We start from the raw sequence: 16,836 nt of genomic DNA, 5'->3' as shown, positions 1-16,836 counted from the left end.
CGGGGCAGGCCCGTCACAGCCGCAGTGAGAGTGGTCGCGTCGCAAGGCGTGGCACGCGAGGTGGTACCGCGGTCCGCGAGGGTCGTCCTCGCAGGAGCATCCGCCACGACGACCACTGCGAGACACGATGACCTACCCCCGTTCCTCCTTCGGCCCCGCCGCCGACCCTTCGACGAGCTCAGGGACCCACGTCGCGCCCAGCCCCCGCTTCCCGCAGATCGAGGAGGAGGTGCTCGCGTTCTGGAAGGGCGACGACACCTTCCGCGCCTCGATCGAGCAGCGCGAAGGCTCCCCGGAGTGGGTGTTCTACGACGGCCCTCCGTTCGCGAACGGCCTGCCGCACTACGGACACCTGCTCACCGGTTACGCCAAGGACGTGTTCCCGCGGTTCCAGACCATGACCGGCCACAAGGTCGACCGCGTCTTCGGTTGGGACACGCACGGTCTCCCTGCGGAGCTCGAGGCCATGAAGCAGCTCGGCATCACGGAGAAGGCCGAGATCGAGCAGATGGGCATCGACGTCTTCAACGCGAAGGCGAAGAGCTCCGTGCTCGCCTACACGCACGAGTGGCAGGACTACGTCACCCGCCAGGCGCGTTGGGTGGACTTCGACCGCGGCTACAAGACGCTCGACCTCGGTTACATGGAGAGCGTGCTCTGGGCGTTCAAGACGCTGTACGACAAGGGGCTCGCCTACGAGGGCTACCGCGTGCTGCCGTACTGCTGGCGCGACGAGACCCCGCTCAGCGCGCACGAGCTGCGCATGGACGACGACGTGTATCAGATGCGTCAGGACCCCTCCGTCACGGTCACCTTCCCGCTGACCGGAGCCAAGGCCGAGTCACTCGGGCTCACCGGGGTCCGGGCCCTCGCCTGGACCACCACGCCCTGGACACTGCCGACCAACGTCGCGCTCGCCGTGGGGCCTGCGATCGAGTACGTCGTGCTGCCTGCCGGCCCCCTCGGCGCCGCAGACGTGCACCAGACACCCGGAACCACGGATGCCGCGATCGAGTCGTCCGCGCACCGCTACCTGCTCGCCCGCGAGCTCGTCGGCGGCTACGCCAAGGACCTCGGGTACGAGGGCGCGGAGGACGCGCTCGCCGCGGTCGACGCCACGGTCCGCGGCGCCGACCTGCAGGACGTCACCTACGACCGCCTGTTCGACTACTACGCGGACACCGAGACATACGGCACCGAGAATGCCTGGCGCATCCTCGTGGACGACTACGTCACGGTCAGCGACGGCACCGGCATCGTCCACCAGGCCCCGGCCTACGGTGAAGACGACCAGCGGGTCGCGGGCGCTGCCGGCATCCCCACGATCCTGTCTCTCGACGACGGCGGGAAGTTCCTCCCGAACGTCACCGATGTGGCGGGCCAGCTGTGGATGGACGCGAACACCCCGCTGGTGCGCCTGATCCGCGAGAACGGCCGCCTGATCCGACTGCAGAGCTACGAGCACTCCTACCCGCACTGCTGGCGCTGCCGGAACCCGCTGATCTACAAGGCCGTGTCGAGCTGGTTCATCCGCGTGACGGACATCAAGGACGACATGCTCGCCAACAACGAGCAGATCACCTGGGTGCCGGAGAACGTCAAGCACGGCCAGTTCGGCAAGTGGCTCGAGGGCGCACGCGACTGGTCGATCAGCCGCAACCGCTACTGGGGCTCGCCGATCCCGATCTGGAAGAGCGACGACCCGGAGTACCCGCGCGTCGACGCCTACGGCTCGCTCGAAGATCTGGAGCGCGACTTCGGCACACTGCCGCGCAACCCCGAGGGTGAGATCGATCTGCACCGCCCGTACATCGACGACCTGACGCGCCCGAACCCCGACGACCCCACCGGCAAGAGCACGATGCGCCGGATCGAAGACGTCTTCGACGTGTGGTTCGACTCGGGTTCGATGCCATACGCCCAGGTGCACTACCCGTTCGAGAATCAGGAGTGGTTCGACTCGCACGCACCGGCGGACTTCATCGTCGAGTACATCGGCCAGACCCGTGGCTGGTTCTACGTCATGCACGTGCTGTCGACCGCGCTGTTCGATCGTCCCGCGTTCACGGGTGTCAGCTGCCACGGCATCGTGCTGGGCAGTGACGGCTACAAGATGTCGAAGTCCCTGCGCAACTACCCGGACGTCTCGGAGGTGCTCGATCGCGACGGGTCCGACGCCATGCGCTGGTTCCTGATGTCGAGCTCCGTGCTGCGCGGGGGAAACCTCGCGGTGACCGAGGAGGGCATCCGCTCCGGCGTCCGCGAGTTCCTGCTGCCGCTGTGGAACTCCTGGTACTTCTTCGCCACCTACGCGAACGCGTCCGGTGCGGACGGCTACGAGGCCGAATGGCGCACGGATTCCACGGATGTGCTCGACCGCTACATCCTGGCGCGCCTGGGCGACCTCGTGCGCGAGGTGCGCGCCGATCTGGAAGGTCTCGACTCGACCACGGCGTCGGCGCGGCTTCGCGACTTCGCCGAGGTGCTGACGAACTGGTACATCCGCCGCTCGCGTGACCGCTTCTGGGTCGGCGTGACGGAGGACCCGAAGAGTCGTGAGGCGTTCGACACGCTCTACACGGTGCTCGAGACGCTCACCCGCGTCGCGGCGCCGCTCGTGCCGCTGATCAGCGAGCGCGTGTGGCAGGGCCTCACCGGTGGGCGCAGCGTGCACCTGACGGACTGGCCGGACGACGCGCAGTTCCCGGCGGCGGACGAGATCCGCGACGCGATGGATGCTGTACGAGAGCTCTCGAGTGTCGGCAACGCGCTGCGCAAGAAGGAGAAGCTGCGCGTGCGACTCCCGCTGGCGCGTCTGACCGTCGTCTCGCCGCTGGCCGGAACGCTGGGGCAGTTCGAGGACATCCTTCGCGAGGAACTCAACGTCAAGACGGTCGAGCTCGTCGCCCTGACCGGCACCACCGCGGTGGACTACGGCATCGCGCACCGCCTGAGCGTCAATGCTCGCGCGGCTGGTCCGCGTCTGGGCAAGGACGTGCAGAAGGCGATCCAGGCCGCGCGCTCGGGGGATTGGAGCGAGGTCGACGGTGTCGTGACCGCGGGCGGCATCGCCCTGGAACCAGCCGAGTACGAGCTCGTGCTGGAGACCACCGGGCGTCCGGAGGGTGAAGCTCTCGCGATCGTCCCGACCGGCGGCTTCATGCTTCTCGACACCAGGACGACTCCCGAGCTCGAAGCCGAGGGGCTCGCACGCGACGTGATCCGCGCTGTGCAGGAGACCCGCAAGAACGCCGACTTCGACGTCAGCGACCGCATCCAGCTGATTCTCCGGTTCCAGGACGACGCGGACACCCAGGCTGTCGTCTCCGCCTTCGACCTCGCCGGCATCGCGGCGGAGACGCTGGCCGAGGAGTACTTCGTGATCGATGCGCAGGGCGATTCGATCTTCGGGCACGGAACCGTCCTCGCCGCTGCCGGAGGAGTGACGCCCGAATTCTCCGCTGTCATCCCTGCCGGCACCTATGCGAACGCCGGCGAATTCACGATCGCCGTCACCAGGATCGGAGCAGGAGCATGAACGACAGGGAGCGGGCAGACGCCGTCTACGAGGCACTGCTGAGTCGTGCGGGGGAGCGCTGGGTGCAGCCGCGCAAGGAGCGCACCGCACGCATCCTCGCCTTCCTCGATGACCCGCAGCGCACCTACCGCGTCATCCACATCACGGGCACGAACGGCAAGACCTCGACCGCCCGGATGATCGAGAGCCTGCTGCGCGCACACGATCTGCGCACCGGGCTGTTCACGAGTCCGCACCTGGAGCGCTTCACCGAGCGCATCATGATCGACGGCGAGCCGATCTCCGACGAGGCGATCGCCGACGCGTGGGACGAGATCGAGCCGTTCGTCGACATCGTCGACGCGGAGTTCGAGGCCGCAGGAGATGCGCCGCTGACGTTCTTCGAGCTGCTCACGGTCCTCGCTTTCGTCGCCGTGGCGGATGCGCCGGTCGATGTGCTCGTGCTCGAGGTCGGGATGGGCGGGGAGTGGGACTCCACGAACACCGCTGACGGCGACGTCGCGGTGTTCGCTCCGATCGACATCGACCACGCGGATCGGCTCGGCGACACGATCGCCGATATCGCGGAGGTCAAAGCGGGCATCATCAAGGAGGGCGCCGCAGTGGTGTCCGCCCAGCAGCCGCCCGAGGCGGCCGAGGTGCTGCGGCGCGTGGCGGCGGAGCGCAACGCGACGATCGCCTTCGAGGGCGAGGAGTTCGGCATCACGGAGCAGAAGCTCGCCGTCGGTGGCCAACTCCTCACGATCCGCGGGCTGGCGGGGGAGTACGCCGAGGAGTACCTGCCGCTCTACGGAGCGCACCAGGGGCACAATGCCGCACTCGCGGTGGCCGCCGTCGAGTCGCTCATCGGCGGGGGGACCCAGGCGATCGCGGGCGACATCATCTCCGACGGGCTCCAGGGCACGACTTCTCCTGGGCGCCTGCAGCTGCTCGGCATCGCGCCGACCGTGATCGTCGATGCCGCGCACAATCCGCACGGCGCGGCCGCTCTCGCCCAGGCGCTCGACGACAGCTTCGACTTCGACGAGTGGGGTCTCGTGCTCGGCGTGCTCGCTGACAAGGATGCCGCAGGCATCGTCGGTCGGCTCGCGCCCGGGGTCGCGCACGTCTTCGCGACGGCGCCCGACTCGGATCGCGCGAGCGACGCCGATACGATCGCCGATCTGGTCGAGCAGACCGGTCAGCGTGCGACTGTGCACCATTCGCTCGCCGACGCCTCCGATGCGGCGCGCGAGTGGGCGGCCGCATCCGACCGTCGCGCCGTCGTGATCGCCGGCTCGGTCGTGCTCGCGGGAGAGGCGATCGCCCTCGCCGAGGAAGAGGACTGGAAGTCGGGGTGGCGCGCGTGAGTGCCGATGCTGCGCCCGCGCGCCGACCGCGGCCGCCGCGGACCCTCGTGCAGAAGCTCGCACCCATCGTCCTCGGGTTCGAGGCGATCGTGGTTTTCCTCGTCGGCCTCACCATCTTCGGCCTGCGTCAGCTCCCCGCCGGTGTCGAACCGTGGTGGGGGATCGTCGGCGGCGGAGTCCTCGCGCTCGCCTGCATCGCCATCGCCGGAATGATCACGAAGCCCTGGGCCATCCCGGCCGGGTGGGTCATTCAGGCGATCGTGGCCCTGTCGGCGTTCTTCGTCCCGGCCATCCTGCTCGTCGTCCTGATTTTCGGCGGGATGTGGGCGTATGCGACCATCGGAGGGGCCCGACTGGACGCACGACGCCCCGCCGAGCCCACGACCGAGACTCAGACAGAGAGTGAATGACATGGCCACCGAAGAAACCCTCGTCCTCGTCAAGCCCGATGGCGTCGCCCGCGGCCTCACCGGCACGATCCTCGCCCGCATCGAGGCGAAGGGGTACGCCCTCGTCGACATCCGCCTCGTCGAGCCCGACCGCGATCTGCTCGCCGAGCACTACGCCGAACACGAGGGAAAGCCGTTCTACGAGCCGCTGCTCGAGTTCATGCTCTCGGGACCGTCGGTCGCCATCCGTCTCGCGGGCAACCGTGTGATCGAGGGGTTCCGCTCCCTCGCCGGCACGACCGACCCGACCACGGCGGCACCTGGCACGATCCGCGGCGACTTCGGCCGCGACTGGGGACTCAAGGTGCAGCAGAACCTCGTGCACGGCTCGGACAGCCCCGAGTCGGCCGCGCGCGAGCTCGGCATCTGGTTCGACTGAGACCCGTACGCGAAAAGGCCCGTCCACTGAGAAGTGGGCGGGCCTTGGTCGCCTCTGGACGGGGGCCGAGTCAGACGGAGGTTCATCGTCTTCGGCAGCCTCGCCTGGTCGGATACTCGCGGGTGAGGAAACCGGGTTACGCAACATCCTTCTTGATGACGATGTCGCGAGCGACGACCGTTGCACCGTTCTTCAGCGTGATGCGCCAGTTGATCTGTGTCGCCCCCTTCGGTATCGCGATGTAGCTCGTGGTTGTGGAATTTGACCCTCCCGTGTTGCTTACGTAGCGAACCGGAACACGGCCCATAAGGTTTAGCTATCGGGTGACAGCGGGTGGGAAGTATAGAGACGTCGAGGAGTCAGTCAGCTGACGCGCCTGGCTCAGAAGAGAATCTTGGCTATCTCGCCGAGGAAATCGAGCCCCTGTAGCTGCGCGAGGAAGATGACCAGCGCGTAGGCGACGATGGTCGCCAGCGGCACCCACGGCATCAACCTGTCCGCACGAGCCTGCACCTTCTCGTTGCTCGTGAACGCGCCGATGCGCGTCAGGTGGATCATCGTCGCGAAGAAGGTGGGGATTGTGACGGCCCAGGTGACCATGCACCACGGGCAGAGCACCAGGAGCTCGTACAGGCTCTGGCCGATCAGCCAGATAACGAAGCCGAACGCGAATGTGATGCCGGCGCCGAACGTAAGCCAGAACCAGCGCGGGAAACGGGCGCCGGCGAGGATCGCGACGCCGACCACCAGCGGAGCCATCCACCCTGTGAGTCCGAGGATCGGGTTCGGAAAGCCGAAAATCGATCCCTGATACGACTGCAGATTGGTGCTGCATTGGAGGAAGGGGCTGAGATCGCAGGAGAGCGCCTCCCCGGGATTCTCCAGCAGCGCGAACTTCTCGACCGTGAGCTGGAAGGCGGCGAACCAGCCGACCACGCTCGCGAAGATCAACCAGACGGCGTAGACGACGGGGCGGGTGCGCTGCTCGCTCATAGGGGGATTATCCCAACGACTGCTATGGATGTGGCGAGAACAGGCCGGACAAAACGCGCTGGTCACGACGGGATGCCGTGAACGGAGCCACTTGGTGCGATAATGGCCTGTGACACGATGAACGGCCTTGCCGCGACACGTGTCGACGCAGACTTCGGGGCCCCATGCCCCACGCGATCAGAGCCATGAGCCGGTCGCACACCGAGTGAGTTCGCGGAACCCGCGGGTACCGCATGAGATTTCACGGAGCAGCAGTGCTCCGTGCAGGGAGCAAGCCAGAGATGGCCGATGAGAACAATGACAACAACGCACCTACCCTCGACTCCCCGGCTGACGCCGCGGAACCGCTGACGGAGCCCACGGCTCCCGAGGTGCACGATCCGCACGGATCGACGAACGAGGACGACACCGCGGCGGATGTGGCCGACGCCGCTGCCGACGCCGCTGCCGACGACGTTGCCGCTGGCTACGCCGCCGCGGAGGACGCCGCTGCGGCCGCTGACGATGCTGCGGCCGGTGCCGCCGCAGATGCCGCTGCGGAGGACGAGGCTGCCGCCGTGATCGCGGCTGAGGCCGAGGTCGCAGCAGAGTCCGAGGTCGCCGAAGACGCTTCCGCGGAGAACGGCGAAGCCGACGCTCCCTCGGATGCCGACGTCGAGGCCATGTCCGAGGCGATCGTCGAGGAGGGCGCCGTGGCCGACACGCCCGTCGATCATGCCGCCGCCGAGGAGCCCGCCGCAAAGGCTGAGGTGCCCGCTGAGGAGAAGGCCCCGGCTGCCCCCGAGGCTCCGGCCGCGGTGACCGCTGTGTCGCTCGGCCTGCTGCCCGAGGTCTTCGTGTCGCAGGTCTCCACGCAACTGCACTTCTACGCGCCCGAGGTCATCCCGCTGCCCGCACGGCCCGACCGCGGGGAGCGCATCTTCGACCGCATCGCCGAGCGCGAGCCGCAGGACGAGTCATCGGGTCGAGGCCGCGGTCGCGGTCGTCGCCGTGGCGGATCCGACGGAGACGACCAGCGCGAAGAGCCGCGTCAGCGCCAGCGCGTCGTCGAGTACATCACCGAGCCGAAGGCCATCAAGGGCTCCACCCGGCTCGAGGCGAAGAAGCAGCGTCGTCGCGACGGACGCGATGCGGGTCGTCGCCGTCCCGTCGTCACCGAGGCGGAGTTCCTCGCGCGTCGCGAGTCGGTCGACCGCAAGATGGTCGTCCGCTCCAAGAACGGTCGTACGCAGATCGGCGTCCTCGAGGACGGTGTTCTCGTCGAGCACTACGTCGCCCGTAACCAGGACGCATCCCTGATCGGCAACGTATACCTCGGCCGCGTCCAGAACGTGCTGCCGAGCATGGAGGCCGCGTTCGTCGACATCGGCCGCGGCCGCAACGCCGTGCTGTACTCCGGCGAGGTCGACTGGGACGGCGTCGAGACCGGCAACCAGCCGCGACGCATCGAGCTCGCGCTCAAGCCCGGCGACCGCGTGCTCGTGCAGGTCACCAAGGACCCGGTCGGACACAAGGGTGCGCGCCTCACGAGCCAGATCTCCCTTCCCGGCCGCTACCTGGTCTACGTGCCCGGCGGCTCGATGAACGGCATCAGCCGCAAGCTGCCCGACAACGAGCGTGCGCGACTCAAGCGGATCCTCAAGGAGGTCCTTCCCGAGTCCTCCGGCGTGATCGTGCGCACGGCCGCCGAGGGTGCGACCGAGGATCAGCTCACGCGCGATGTGCAGCGTCTCACCGCGCAGTGGGAGCACGTCCAGAAGCAGGTCGAGAGCCAGCAGGCGCCGGCCCTCCTGCACGCGGAGCCCGATCTGCTCGTCAAGATCGTCCGTGACGTCTTCAACGAGGACTTCACGAAGATGCTCATCCAGGGCGAGGATGCCCAGCAGACCATCCGCGCCTACCTCGAGAGCGTGGCACCCGACCTGCTCGAGCGCGTCGAGGCATACGAGGACGAGACCGACCCGTTCGACGCGTTCCGCATCACGGAGCAGATCGAGAAGGCGCTCGACCGCAAGGTCTGGCTCCCCTCGGGTGGTTCACTCGTGATCGACCGCACCGAGGCGATGACCGTCGTCGACGTCAACACCGGCAAGTTCGTCGGTTCGGGCGGAAACCTCGAAGAGACGGTCACCAAGAACAACCTCGAGGCGGCTGAGGAGATCGTCCGCCAGTTGCGACTGCGTGACATCGGCGGCATCATCGTCGTCGACTTCATCGACATGGTCCTCGAATCCAACCGCGACCTCGTGCTGCGCCGCCTGATCGAGTGCCTGAGCCGCGACCGGACGAAGCACCAGGTCGCCGAGGTCACCTCGCTCGGCCTGGTGCAGATGACCCGCAAGAAGCTCGGACTCGGGCTGCTCGAGACCTTCAGCGAGGCGTGCGAGGTCTGTGCCGGCCGCGGTGTCATCGTGCATCATGATCCGGTCGTGAAGCACCGCTCCAGCAACAGCGGCGGCAACAGCAACGGCAACGGCCAGAGCGGTCGTCGCCAGCGGGGCGGCAACGGCAACAACGGGGGCAACGGCCAGAACCAGAGCGCGCCCGCCGCGCCGAACGTCACGCACAGCATCACCGAGGGCGCGAAGTCGGCACTGGCTCAGATCGCCGCTTCCACGATCGTCCCGGCCGCAGAAGGCACTGCAGAGGCGGAGACCGCTCCGGCAGCGCCCGAGGCGCCGACGGCTGCCGAGCGACCCAAGAAGGCTCGCAAGAAGCGCGGCGGCGATCGCTCGGCGCCGAAGTCGCCCGCCGAGCAGTTGCTCGACTCGGTCCTCGACGCCCTTCCCGAGCCGAAGGCTCCGGGTCAGGGACGAGGTCGTCGTCGGGTCAGCACGGCAGCACTCACCGGCACACCCGTCTCGGTGAACAACGAGCCGTCAGCGCCGGTCGCGGCCGCGGACTCGGAGTCCTGAGGCGATCAGTCGGCGCACCAGCTCCTTGCCCCTGACGGGGCGGGCGCCGGCGACGACGAGCCGGGGGATCATCTCCTCCGGCACGTCGTAATGGTCGAGGTCGAACGCGCGCGCCGGCACGTCGTTCGCTCTCGCGAAAGCGTGCAGCTCGTCCAAACTCTCGTCGCTGACCAGGTGCGCCCACAGGCGTCCGTGGGCGGGCCAGAGGGGGTCGTCGACGAGTACGGTCACCTCGTCAGCCTACGACCGCTCCGGCGGGGTCGGCCGCGGAGCGACACGCGGGGGTGCGGGAGCGGCTTCGCTTTGCGACACCGACCCGCATCCGGTAAAGTAGTCCCTTGGTGCGTATGCCGCGTCGTCCTCGTCGGCCGAAGCGGAGAGTCTTGCGTTCGCGCCCGCCGTCCTGCGGCGCATGCAAGCAACAGTCTTCCCGTGAGATCTCGGAGCCGCGAGCTCCCCAACGAAACAGGTATGAAGTGGTTTACGCAGTAGTGCGCGCCGGTGGGCGGCAGGAGAAGGTCGAGGTCGGCACGATCGTTCAGCTCGACCGTGTCAAGGCTGCCCAGGGCGAGAAGATCGAGCTGGCCGCAGTGCTGCTCGTCGACGGCGCCACGGTGACCACCGACGCTGACTCGCTGGCGAAGGTCAAGGTCACGGCTGAGGTCATCGGCAACCTCCGCGGCCCGAAGATCATCATCCAGAAGTACAAGAACAAGACCGGTTACAAGAAGCGTCAGGGCCACCGTCAGGAGCTCACGCGCGTCAAGATCACCGGCATCAAGTAAGCCCGAGGGGACTAGGACATGGCACATAAAAAGGGCGCAAGCTCAACCCGTAACGGTCGTGACTCCAACGCTCAGCGCCTCGGCGTGAAGCGCTTCGGCGGTCAGCAGGTCCTCGCCGGCGAGATCATCGTCCGCCAGCGCGGCACGCACTTCCACCCCGGCGTGAACGTCGGCCGTGGTGGCGACGACACGCTGTTCGCTCTGGCCGCTGGTGCGGTCCAGTTCGGCGCGAAGGGCGGCCGCAAGGTCGTCAACATCGTCGCTGCAGCTGAGTGATCTCAGCGCGACACTAGTCATCCGGTTCGGGGCGGGCTTCGGCTCGCCCCGTCCGTGTATCTGCACACAGTCATAAAACAGGAACCCAGGGGAACCCGCACATGGTCACGTTCGTCGACACCGTCACACTGCACTTGCGTGCGGGTAAGGGCGGCGGCGGCTGCGTCTCCGTGCACCGCGAGAAGTTCAAGCCCCTCGGCGGCCCCGACGGAGGAAACGGCGGCGACGGCGGCGACATCGTGCTCGTCGCCGACCCGCAGACCGGCACGCTGCTCTCGTACCACCACTCGCCGCACCGCTCCTCGGGTAACGGCGGTCCCGGCATGGGCGACCACCGCTCCGGTTTCCTCGGTGAGACGCTCGAACTGCCGGTTCCCGTGGGCACCGTGGTGAAGAACACCGCGGGCGAGGTCCTGATCGACATGATCATCCCCGGCGAGCGGTTCGTCGTCGCCAAGGGCGGGATGGGCGGGCTCGGCAATGCGGCTCTCGCCACCCCGAAGCGCAAGGCTCCGGGCTTCGCACTGCTGGGCACGCCCGGATACGAGGGCGACGTCGTCCTCGAGCTGAAGACCGTCGCCGACATCGCGCTCGTCGGCTACCCGTCCGCGGGCAAGTCGAGCCTGATCGGTGCGATCTCGGCAGCGCGACCCAAGATCGCCGACTACCCGTTCACCACTCTGCACCCCAACCTGGGTGTCGTGCAGGTGGGCGATTTCCGCTACACGGTCGCCGACGTGCCCGGCCTCATCGAGGGCGCGAGCGAGGGGCGCGGCCTCGGACTCGAGTTCCTCCGCCATGTCGAGCGCTGCTCGGCTCTGCTGCACGTGCTCGACTGCGCCACCCTCGAGCCCGGGCGTGACCCGATCTCCGACCTCGACGTCATCCTCGCCGAACTCGGCGCCTACGAGGTGCCCGAGGGGCAGACTCCGCTGCTTGAGCGCCCGCAGTTCGTCGCTCTGAACAAGATCGACGTGCCAGAGGCTCGCGATCTCGCCGAGCTGGTCCGTCCCGACCTCGAGGCGCGCGGATTCCGTGTGTTCGAGATCTCCACGGTCTCGCACGAGGGTCTGCGTCCGCTCACGTTCGCGTTGGGCGAGCTCGTCGAGAAGGCCCGCGCCGAAGCAGCGCTCGAGACGCCGCCGGAGCGGGTCGTCATCCGCCCGCGTGGCTCCAAGAAGGGCTTCACCATCCGCGTCGAGGGTGGCACTTACGGCAACGTCTACCGGATCCTGGGCGAGAAGCCGGTGCGCTGGGTTCAGCAGACCGATTTCCAGAACGAGGAAGCCGTGGGCTACCTCGCGGATCGCCTCGAGAAGCTCGGCGTCGAGGACGAGCTCTTCCGCCTCGGTGCGGTCCAGGGATCGACCGTCGTGATCGGCGAGGGCGACAGCATCGTCTTCGACTGGGAGCCCACGATGACCTCGGCGGCGGAGCTCATGAGCGCGCCGCGCGGCACCGACCCCCGTCTCGCACCCAACGCGCGCCGTACGACGTCGGAGCGACGCGAGCAGTACTACGAGCGCATGGACGCCAAGGCCGAAGCGCGCGCCGAGGTGGAGACCCAGCGCCTGGCCGCGTACCGCGAGGATGGCGAGTGACCGCACGCACGCGCGCTGATCTGGCGGCCGCGTCACGCATCGTCGTCAAGGTCGGCTCGTCCTCGATCAGCGGGGAGTCCTCGTGGCGCATCCCCGTGATCGTCGAGGCCCTCGCCGCGGCGCACGCACGCGGGACAGAGGTCGTGTTGGTCTCTTCCGGCGCGATCGCCTCCGGGATTCCGTTTTTGCGTCTGGACTCGCGGCCGAACGACCTCGCCACCCAGCAGGCGGCCGCGGCCGTGGGGCAGAACATCCTCATGTACCGGTATCAGGAGTCGCTTCGCCCGTTCGACATCGTCGCCGGCCAGGTCCTCCTCACCACCGGCGACCTGGAGAACCCCACGTCTCGTTCCAACGCCCGTCGCGCGATGGAGCGGCTCCTGGGCCTGCGGACTTTGCCGATCGTCAACGAGAACGACACGGTCGCGACGCAGGAGATCCGGTTCGGAGACAACGACCGCCTCGGCGCCCTGGTCGCGCAGCTGATCGAGGCTGACGCGCTCATCCTCCTCAGCGACATCGAGTCGCTGTACACGAAGCCGCCGACAGACCCGGGGGCGGAGCCCATCGACATCGTCGCGCACGACGCCGATCTCGCCGGGCTCGAGTTCGGTTCGACCGTGGTCAACAGCGTCGGCACCGGCGGGGCGGCCACCAAGGTCTCGGCGGCGCGACTGGCTGCGGCATCCGGCATCGGCGTGCTCGTCACCAGCGCAGATCTGGTGGACAAGGCGCTCTCCGGTGCCGAAATAGGGACCTGGTTCGAACCCGCCAGCTCATAAACTGGACGGATGACCGACCAGACCCCGCAGGCGCGCCTCGAGCGCGCCAAAGAGGCCTCCCGCGCGACCGCAGCCCTGACCAGCGATGCCAAGGCTCGCGTGCTCGAAGCGATCGCTGTCGCGCTCCTGGCGGACGCACCGCGCATCATCGAGGCGAACGGTCGCGACATCGCTCGCGGGCAGCAGGAGGGCATCGGCGAGTCCCTGATCGATCGACTGCGGCTCGACGAGAAGCGGGTGGCGGCTCTGGCCTCCTCCGTCCGCGAGGTCGCCGCGCTTCCCGATCCCGTCGGGCGTGTGGTCGGCGGTCATCGGATGCCCAACGGCGTGGCGCTCGAGCAGGTGCGGGTGCCCTTCGGCGTGGTCGGCGCGATCTATGAGGCTCGGCCCAACGTCACCGTCGACATCGCCGCACTCGCGCTTCGATCGGGCAATGCCGTGGTCCTGCGAGGCGGCAGCGCCGCTCACGACTCCAATGCCGTGCTCGTGGAGATCATGCGTGCGGCGGTCGAGAGCGCCGGGCTCACGGCGGAAGCGATCCAGACCGTCGACGATTTCGGACGCGACGGTGCGAAGGCGCTCATGCACGGTCGCGGTTTCATCGACGTCCTGATCCCGCGGGGGAGTGCGGGCCTCATCGAGACCGTGGTGACGGAGTCGACCGTGCCGGTCATCGAGACCGGGGCCGGCAACGTCCACATCTTCCTCGACGAGACCGCTCCCGACGACTGGGCTCGTGACATCGTCGTGAACGCCAAGGTGCAGCGTCCGAGCGTGTGCAACGCGGTCGAGACGGTCCTCGTGCATCGTCAGGCGGCGCCGCGGCTCGTGCCTCTGGTGGCCAGTGCTCTCCAGAGCGAGGGTGTCGCGATCCACGGCGACGACATGGTCGTCGGGCTCATGTCGAACGTGATCCCCGCCACCGAGGAGGACTGGGAGACCGAATACCTGAGCCTGGACATCGCGATGAAGGTCGTCGACTCGCTCGATGAGGCCCTCGCGCACATCCGGCGCTACAGCACGGGACACACCGAGTCGATCATCACCACGGACACGCGCAGTTCCGAGCGCTTTCTCGTCGAGGTGGACTCAGCCGTCGTCATGGTGAACGCATCCACGCGATTCACCGACGGAGGTGAGTTCGGGTTCGGCGCAGAGGTCGGCATCTCGACCCAGAAGCTGCATGCGCGGGGTCCGATGGGGCTCTCCGAGCTGACCAGCACGAAATGGCTCGCGCGTGGGTCGGGGCAGACGCGCGGCTGAGGGCTAGACTGGGGGACGCTGTAACCCCACAGGATCCCGAACAGCACGCCACGAAACGGAGCCAGGATGAACCTCGTCGCACAGATCGCGATGGCCGCTGCCGAAACCGAGCACCACGGCAACGTCGCGCTCGAGACGCTGATCTTCGGGGTCATCGCCGCGATCGTGTTCGGCGCGCTCGGCCTCGTGACGTTCTCGTACAAGAACGTCGCCAACCGTCACTCGGCGAAGGCTGAGGCCTGGGCCGCGCAGCACGGCAAGGACGGCCACGAGGCGGGACACGGCCACTAGGCCCGCATGAACGACGCTGCGACCACGCGCCCCCCGCGCATCGGCGTGATGGGCGGAACATTCGACCCCATCCATCACGGCCACCTCGTCGCAGCCAGCGAAGTCGCGAACTCCTTCGACCTCGACGAGGTCGTCTTCGTGCCGACCGGACATCCGTGGCAGAAGTCGGGCGTCTCGCCGAGCGAGCATCGCTATCTGATGACCGTCATCGCGACCGCCTCGAATCCGCAGTTCACGGTGAGTCGGGTCGACATCGATCGCGAAGGCCCGACCTACACGATCGACACGCTGCGTGACCTGAAACGGGATCGACCCGACGCTGAGCTCTTCTTCATCACCGGAGCCGACGCCGTGGCGCAAATTCTCAGTTGGAGGGACCATGATGAGTTGTGGGAATTGGCCCACTTCGTCGCGGTCTCACGTCCTGGACATGTCCTGAGCACAGACGGCCTCCCGAGCGACAACGTGAGCCAACTGGAGGTGCCGGCGCTGTCGATCTCGTCGACGGACTGCCGCGAGCGGGTTCGTGACGATCAGCCGGTCTGGTACCTGGTCCCCGATGGGGTCGTTCAGTACATCGCGAAGCATCATCTGTATCGGAGCAAGGCATGAGTACATCGGATCAGCAAGGGCACGGTCCGCTGACGCGCAAGCAGCTGCGGGAGATCCGGTTGACGGGATCTAACCCTGTGATCTCCAGCGAGGAGGCAGCCGCGGCAGCCGAGAAGGCGCCGCCAGCGCCCCCGCTTCCACGTGCCGCCGAACCCGTCGAGATCGAGCCGGCACCGCTGCCGGTTCCCGTGGCCGAAGAGGCGAACGGCGATGCACCGCTGACCCGTCGTCAGGTTCGAGAGCAGGAGAAGGCCCGCACCGGTTCCGTCTCTGTGATCGGCGCCGACGAGGCGGAGGCGGCGTCGGCCGTCGAGCAGGTCGAAGAGCCTGCTGTATCACCCGCCGAGCAGCCCGATGAGGCGCCGAAGCAGGAGGAAGCTCCCGCGAAGGCCGCGCCAGAGGCTCCTGCAGAGGGTTCCGGCGAGATCGTCTCCGGGATCCCGGACTTCCCTCGGACGGTCGACGCCGGTGATGATGATGACGACGATGTGGATGACGAGGTCGCCGTCGCACCCGTCAGTGCATCCGTCGTCGCCGACACGGTCGGCGAGGTCCCGCTCGAAGCGGTCGAGCCCTCCGCTGAAGCGACCGACGGCGAAGAAGACCTCGAGGCTGTCCTGGGCCTTCCCGCCGACGCGGGCGATGCGGCCGCAGACGACGATGTCCTCGCCGACGTGCACGATGCCGAGGAAGACCACGATGACGACGACACCGTTCGTCCGACCGTCAACTCGTCCTTCGGGGAGGGGCTTCTCGCAGACGCCCCCGACGCCCACGCACCCTTCCGTCCGTCCTTCGACGAGTTGATCGGCGTGGGAGATTCGACCGGCTCCCAGCATTCCGCTCCCAACGCGCTGATCTTCACCCCCTCGCCGGGAGAGGGTTCCCTCTCGGGCCCGGTCGCGTCCACCGGAGAGATCCTCGTCACCGGCTCCTATGAGCTGCCGCAGGGGATGGGCTCGCAGGGCCACGCGCTCGGGACCACGGATGGCAAGGACGTCGACGCCGTCCTCATCGATGGCGAGCTGCCCCCCGCATCCTCGCCGACGCCGATCGCCGCGAGCTCGGCCGTCAGCACCATCAAACCAGCCGGAGAAGTCATCCGGCCTCCGGCCCCCGAGAAGGGGAACCGACTGATGGTCACGCTCGCCATCATCGCCGGCGGACTCGCCCTCGCGATCGGCGTCGTTCTCGTCATCGCCTTCACCACGAAAATGATCTGATGCAATCACCTGAAACTGCCGAAGAGATGCTGCGTCTCGCAGCCCAAGCCGCCATCGACAAGGGTGGAGAGGATCTCGTCGCGCTCAACGTCTCCGAGCCACTCCCGCTCGTCGACATCTTCCTGCTCGTCACGGGAAACAGCGAGCGCAACGTCGCCGCGATCGCCGACGAGATCGAAGACCGACTGATCGAGTCGGGGCACAAGCGCGTGCGTCGCGAGGGGCGGGCCGAGGCTCGCTGGGTGCTGCTCGACTTCGGCGATCTGATCGTGCACGTCTTCCACCAGGAGGAGCGCGTCTACTACGGACTCGAGCGCCTCTGGAAGGACTGCCCGGTCGTTCCGATCGACGTGGCCGAGCCTGCGGCCGACCCCAGCTGA

The 16,836-nt window shown here is 67.8% G+C and carries 16 protein-coding genes; 14 read left to right on the top strand and 2 right to left on the bottom strand.

Features of this window, described 5'->3' with window-relative positions; all coding sequences use genetic code 11:
• Window positions 1-127: 127 nt before the first annotated feature.
• From ileS to ndk, 4 genes are read left to right on the top strand one after another with little or no spacing between them, the layout of a single operon-like run.
• Complete coding sequence (gene ileS / locus ACFC14_RS16155; RefSeq protein ID WP_376106586.1) at window positions 128-3,538, top strand: isoleucine--tRNA ligase; 3,411 nt, start codon at window positions 128-130, stop codon at window positions 3,536-3,538.
• Entirely contained in the window at window positions 3,535-4,887 is a 1,353-nt protein-coding gene (locus ACFC14_RS16150) for a bifunctional folylpolyglutamate synthase/dihydrofolate synthase (protein WP_376106583.1), read from the top strand. Before ileS ends, ACFC14_RS16150 begins: the two co-directional genes overlap by 4 nt.
• A complete protein-coding gene (locus ACFC14_RS16145; protein ID WP_376106580.1) occupies window positions 4,884-5,297 on the top strand; it encodes a DUF4233 domain-containing protein in 414 nt (137 codons plus the stop codon). Before ACFC14_RS16150 ends, ACFC14_RS16145 begins: the two co-directional genes overlap by 4 nt.
• Before the next feature lies 1 nt (window position 5,298).
• On the top strand, window positions 5,299-5,715 hold the full coding sequence (gene ndk, locus ACFC14_RS16140) for a nucleoside-diphosphate kinase (protein WP_029261664.1): 417 nt from the start codon (window positions 5,299-5,301) through the stop codon (window positions 5,713-5,715).
• Window positions 5,716-6,096: 381 nt separating this feature from the next.
• On the opposite strand, the gene ACFC14_RS16135 is transcribed toward ndk, so the two are convergent.
• A complete protein-coding gene (locus ACFC14_RS16135; RefSeq protein ID WP_376106577.1) occupies window positions 6,097-6,708 on the bottom strand; it encodes a vitamin K epoxide reductase family protein in 612 nt (203 codons plus the stop codon).
• A 281-nt stretch (window positions 6,709-6,989) separates the two neighbouring features.
• Between ACFC14_RS16135 and ACFC14_RS16130 the strand changes: the two genes are divergently transcribed.
• Window positions 6,990-9,623 carry an Rne/Rng family ribonuclease gene (locus ACFC14_RS16130; RefSeq protein WP_376106575.1) on the top strand — a complete coding sequence of 878 codons (2,634 nt, stop codon included), beginning with the start codon at window positions 6,990-6,992 and terminating at the stop codon, window positions 9,621-9,623.
• On the opposite strand, the gene ACFC14_RS16125 is transcribed toward ACFC14_RS16130, so the two are convergent.
• Complete coding sequence (locus tag ACFC14_RS16125) at window positions 9,588-9,854, bottom strand: DUF4031 domain-containing protein (protein ID WP_376106573.1); 267 nt, start codon at window positions 9,852-9,854, stop codon at window positions 9,588-9,590. The genes ACFC14_RS16130 and ACFC14_RS16125 overlap by 36 nt on opposite strands.
• 245 nt (window positions 9,855-10,099) lie before the next feature.
• Here ACFC14_RS16125 and rplU point away from each other — a divergent pair, with 245 nt between their 5' ends.
• From rplU to rsfS, 9 genes are all read left to right on the top strand, one after another.
• On the top strand, window positions 10,100-10,408 hold the full coding sequence (rplU, locus tag ACFC14_RS16120) for a 50S ribosomal protein L21 (RefSeq protein WP_028501602.1): 309 nt from the start codon (window positions 10,100-10,102) through the stop codon (window positions 10,406-10,408).
• 18 nt (window positions 10,409-10,426) lie between these two features.
• Window positions 10,427-10,684 carry a 50S ribosomal protein L27 gene (rpmA, locus tag ACFC14_RS16115; protein WP_028501603.1) on the top strand — a complete coding sequence of 86 codons (258 nt, stop codon included), beginning with the start codon at window positions 10,427-10,429 and terminating at the stop codon, window positions 10,682-10,684.
• A 101-nt stretch (window positions 10,685-10,785) separates the two neighbouring features.
• Window positions 10,786-12,285, top strand: coding sequence for a GTPase ObgE (gene obgE / locus ACFC14_RS16110; RefSeq protein ID WP_136040926.1), 1,500 nt, complete (start codon window positions 10,786-10,788; stop codon window positions 12,283-12,285).
• Window positions 12,282-13,067 (top strand): glutamate 5-kinase, encoded by a 786-nt coding sequence (gene proB / locus ACFC14_RS16105; RefSeq protein WP_136040927.1) that lies wholly within the window; start codon window positions 12,282-12,284, stop codon window positions 13,065-13,067. The genes obgE and proB overlap by 4 nt, the downstream gene beginning before the upstream one ends.
• A 9-nt stretch (window positions 13,068-13,076) precedes the next feature.
• Window positions 13,077-14,330 carry a glutamate-5-semialdehyde dehydrogenase gene (locus ACFC14_RS16100; RefSeq protein ID WP_376106567.1) on the top strand — a complete coding sequence of 418 codons (1,254 nt, stop codon included), beginning with the start codon at window positions 13,077-13,079 and terminating at the stop codon, window positions 14,328-14,330.
• A 66-nt stretch (window positions 14,331-14,396) separates the two neighbouring features.
• Entirely contained in the window at window positions 14,397-14,621 is a 225-nt protein-coding gene (locus ACFC14_RS16095; protein ID WP_029261671.1) for a hypothetical protein, read from the top strand.
• Between the two features lie 6 nt (window positions 14,622-14,627).
• Window positions 14,628-15,233 (top strand): nicotinate-nucleotide adenylyltransferase, encoded by a 606-nt coding sequence (nadD, locus tag ACFC14_RS16090; RefSeq protein ID WP_136040929.1) that lies wholly within the window; start codon window positions 14,628-14,630, stop codon window positions 15,231-15,233.
• Window positions 15,230-16,456, top strand: coding sequence for a hypothetical protein (locus ACFC14_RS16085; protein ID WP_136040930.1), 1,227 nt, complete (start codon window positions 15,230-15,232; stop codon window positions 16,454-16,456). The genes nadD and ACFC14_RS16085 overlap by 4 nt, the downstream gene beginning before the upstream one ends.
• On the top strand, window positions 16,456-16,836 hold the full coding sequence (gene rsfS / locus ACFC14_RS16080) for a ribosome silencing factor (RefSeq protein WP_017830333.1): 381 nt from the start codon (window positions 16,456-16,458) through the stop codon (window positions 16,834-16,836). Before ACFC14_RS16085 ends, rsfS begins: the two co-directional genes overlap by 1 nt.

The sequence above is a fragment of the Microbacterium sp. NPDC055988 genome, from assembly GCF_042269505.1.
Taxonomy (GTDB): Bacteria; Actinomycetota; Actinomycetes; order Actinomycetales; family Microbacteriaceae; genus Microbacterium.
Note: the sequence above shows the minus strand (reverse complement) of the source record. Positions and strands in the feature narration are given on the sequence as shown.